Consider the following 3,113-nt stretch of genomic DNA (forward strand, 5'->3'; position numbering starts at 1 on the left):
GCCGGCCAGCCTGCGCATCTCGTGGAAGGTCACGGCGAAGAACGCCAGGGCGCCGATGAAGGCCAGGTGCCCGGTCGTCCAGGCCGGGCCGGGACCGCGGCTGCCGTCCAGGCCGTCCAGGATGCGGAGGACGCCGTAGGCGAAGGTGAGCACGGGGGCGGCGACGAAGGCGATGCGGGGGTTCATCTCGTTGACTCCTTAGCGGTGATGACCTCCCCAATCCTGGTTTTCCGCGGCCTGCCGGACATCGCCGGAGCGGGCGAAGTCGCGTCTCGCTCTTGAGCGGGATGCGGTACCCCACCTCCCTCCTGAGAGGGATCATTCCCCGACCGGGCCGACGAGGCCGAGCTCGTAGGCGAGCACCGCCGCCTGGGTGCGGTCGCGGGCGCCGAGCTTGTCCAGGAGGTTGCCGACGTGCGTCTTGACCGTCTCCCTGGTGACGTGCAGCGCGGCGGCGATCTCCGCGTTGCTCCGCCCGAGCGCGATGTGCCGCAGGACGTCCAGCTCGCGCGGCGTCGGCTCGACGGGCAGACGCCGGCGGGCGCTGCCCACGTGCGGCGCGGCGATGCGGCGCAGCGCGTCGGGGAAGAGCACCGCGTCGCGCCGGTGCACCAGGCGGACCGCCTCCACCAGCTCGCCGGCGGGCGAGCGTTTGAGCACGTAGCCGGCGGCTCCCGCGCGCAGGGCGCCCCAGACGAGCTGGTCGCTCTCGAACGTGGTGACCATGACGACGCGCGTGCTCGGCGAGCGGCGGGCCAGCTCCCGGGTCGCGGCCAGGCCGTCCATGACCGGCATGCGGATGTCCATCAGCACGACGTCCGCGCCGGCGCCGGCCGTGACCGCCGCTCGTCCGTCGGCGGCCTCGGCCGTCACCTCGATGTCGCCGTGCAGGGAGAGCATGGTCGCCCAGCCCGAGCGGATGAGCTGCTCGTCGTCGGCCAGGACGACCCGGATCACAGCGGCAGGCTCGCCCGGACGCGCCACGTTCCGCCCACCTCCTCCCAGGTGCACGTCCCGCCGGCGAGCCGGGCCCGCATGCGCATGCCGGTCAGGCCGCGCCCGGGCTCCCCCGGCCTGCTCAGGGTCGCGTTGTTCATGGTCAGGGTCAGTTCGGCGGCGGCGGCGACGGCGAGCGTGACCGGGCCGTGCCCGTGCCGCAGGGCGTTGGTGAGCGCCTCCCTGGCGATCGCGAACGCGGCCCGCGAGGTCGCGGGCGACACCTTGCCGAGGTGGCCGACGCTGACCCGGACGTCGAGGCCGCGGGTGAGCGTGCCGAGCGCCTCCAGGGTGGGCGTCCGGCCGGCCGCGCCGTCGTCGAGCACGCCGAGCAGCACGTCGAGCTCCTGCTGGGCGTTGCGGGCGGTGGTCGTCAGGTGGCCGAGCGACTGGGCGGCGAGCTCGGGGGCGGCACGGCGCAGCGCCGCCTCGGTCGCCATGGCCTGCACCAGGACGACGCTGAGTGCGTGGCCGACGGAGTCGTGCAGCTCCAGGGCGAGCGACTGGCGGCGGTCCAGCTCGTCGATCAGCCGGGACGGCTCGGAACGCAGCAGTCGCCGCGCGACCCAGCGCTGGCCGAGCCCGGCGGCGACCATCGCGGCCAGCACGACGGCGGTGAGCAGCAGCACCTCGGCCACCTGGCCGGGCGCCGCCTGCCAGGCCCGCGGCAGCAGCCCGGGGGACAACGCCAGGACGGCCGCGCTGAGCGTCCCGCCGACGTACAGGTGCAGGCTGGTCAGGGCCACCAGGTAGAGGCGGTCACCGCGTTCGGGCACGTCCACGTCGAGCAGGTCCGACAGCGCGATCACCTCCAGGCGGCGGGTCAGCGGCAGCAGCGCGAGCAGCACCGAGGCGGGCAGGCACGCCGCCCACAGCGCCAGCAGGCGGCCCGGCGTCAGCTCGGCCAGGATCGGCAGGCCGAGCGCGGCGGCGACCGGAGCCAGCAGCGCGGCGCCCAGGAGCTGGTAGACCCCGGCCCGCGCGGCCTGGGCGAGAGGGCGTTTCACGTGGACCGACGTTAGCCGACGCCGCCGGGGCCGCACTCCCCCGCCGGGGGGAGGCAGGGCGGCCCGGTCGTTCCTAGCGTGAGCGCCATGACGAGAACTGATCGTTCGCGCGGCGCCGCGGCGCCGCTCCCCGTGGCCGCCGCAGTCGCGGGATCGCCGGTGACCGGCGGGCGGCTGCGCACGGCGTGGCGGGCCGCCCACGCGCCGGTGGCCGGGGTGCCCCGCTGGGCGCGGATCGCCGCCTACGCCGTGCCGTTCACCGTGCTGCCGTCCAGCCTCTGGCGGTTGCCCGCGGCGTTCGACCGCGGGATCGGGCTCGGTGAACGGCTGTACGTCGTGTGCCTGTCGATCGTGTCGGAGCTGGCGGCGTTCACCGCCGTCGGGCTGGTGGCCGCGTGGGGTGAGCGGTTTCCCCGCTGGGTCCCCGGGTTGCCTGGCCGCAGGGTGCCGACGCCGGCCGCCGTCGTTCCGGCGGCGTCGGGCGCCGTGCTCCTGACGGTCCTGTGGACCGCGGCCTTCGTGACCCAGCTCGCCGGGGTGACCATGCGCGGCGAGCCGATCCCGCCGGACTTCCCCAGCCGGGCGGGCGGCTGGGAGGCCGCGATCTTCGCCGTCTGCTACCTTCCGCTCCTGCTGTGGGGGCCGCTGCTCGCCGCCGTCACCTACGCCTACCACCGGCGCCGGAACCCGCGACCCGGCGTGCCCGCGCTCAGTGGGCCAGGGCGGCGGTGAGGCGGTTGCTGAAGCGCGCGAGCAACCCGCTCTGGGACGTCTCGGAGACCATCCGGCCGACGAACGGGGGGATGCGCCAGTTGGCCGGGCTGCGCCGGGCCAGCCTGGACACCAGGTTGACGTGCGGGTAGCGGGCCCTTTCGTAGGCGCGCAGCCGTTGCGCCGGGTCGCCGCCCTTGGCCAGCTCGCGGCCGAGCACCCACACGTCCTCCAGGGTCTGGTTGGCGCCCTGTCCGAGGGTGGGGGGCATGAGGTGGGCGGCGTCGCCGAGCAGGGTGACGCGGCCCTTGCCCCACTCCCGGCGCACCTTCTGCCAGTGGTGGCCGAAGAAGTCGAGGTCGGCCTCCGACGCCTGGGCGAGCAGCTCGGGGACGGGCG

At 75.5% G+C, this 3,113-nt stretch carries 4 protein-coding genes and 1 pseudogene; 1 reads left to right on the top strand and 4 read right to left on the bottom strand.

The features are described from left to right. The 3 genes and pseudogenes from ACWCSD_RS50310 to ACWCSD_RS50320 all read right to left on the bottom strand — a co-directional run. A pseudogene (locus ACWCSD_RS50310) lies at positions 1-186 on the bottom strand (hypothetical protein); the annotation flags it as partial. 132 nt (positions 187-318) lie between these two features. Then, positions 319-957, bottom strand: a complete 639-nt coding sequence (locus ACWCSD_RS50315; protein WP_449926581.1) for a response regulator — start codon at positions 955-957, stop codon at positions 319-321. Next, positions 954-2,003, bottom strand: a complete 1,050-nt coding sequence (locus ACWCSD_RS50320; protein ID WP_449926584.1) for a sensor histidine kinase — start codon at positions 2,001-2,003, stop codon at positions 954-956. The genes ACWCSD_RS50315 and ACWCSD_RS50320 overlap by 4 nt, the downstream gene beginning before the upstream one ends. A gap of 87 nt (positions 2,004-2,090) precedes the next feature. On the opposite strand from ACWCSD_RS50320, the gene ACWCSD_RS50325 reads away from it, so the two are divergent. Next, a complete protein-coding gene (locus ACWCSD_RS50325) occupies positions 2,091-2,735 on the top strand; it encodes a hypothetical protein (protein ID WP_449926586.1) in 645 nt (214 codons plus the stop codon). Here ACWCSD_RS50325 and ACWCSD_RS50330 read toward each other — a convergent pair. After that, a partial coding sequence (locus ACWCSD_RS50330) for an FAD-dependent oxidoreductase (RefSeq protein ID WP_449926588.1) occupies positions 2,713-3,113 on the bottom strand: 401 nt, incomplete at its 5' end. The genes ACWCSD_RS50325 and ACWCSD_RS50330 overlap by 23 nt on opposite strands.

This window comes from Nonomuraea sp. NPDC001684 (genome assembly GCF_053596515.1).

What these genes read in the sequence shown, in the direction of transcription:
- ACWCSD_RS50325 (WP_449926586.1), top strand. Translation starts at nt 2,091, where the DNA reads ATGACGAGAACTGATCGTTCGCGCGGCGCCGCGGCGCCGCTCCCCGTG.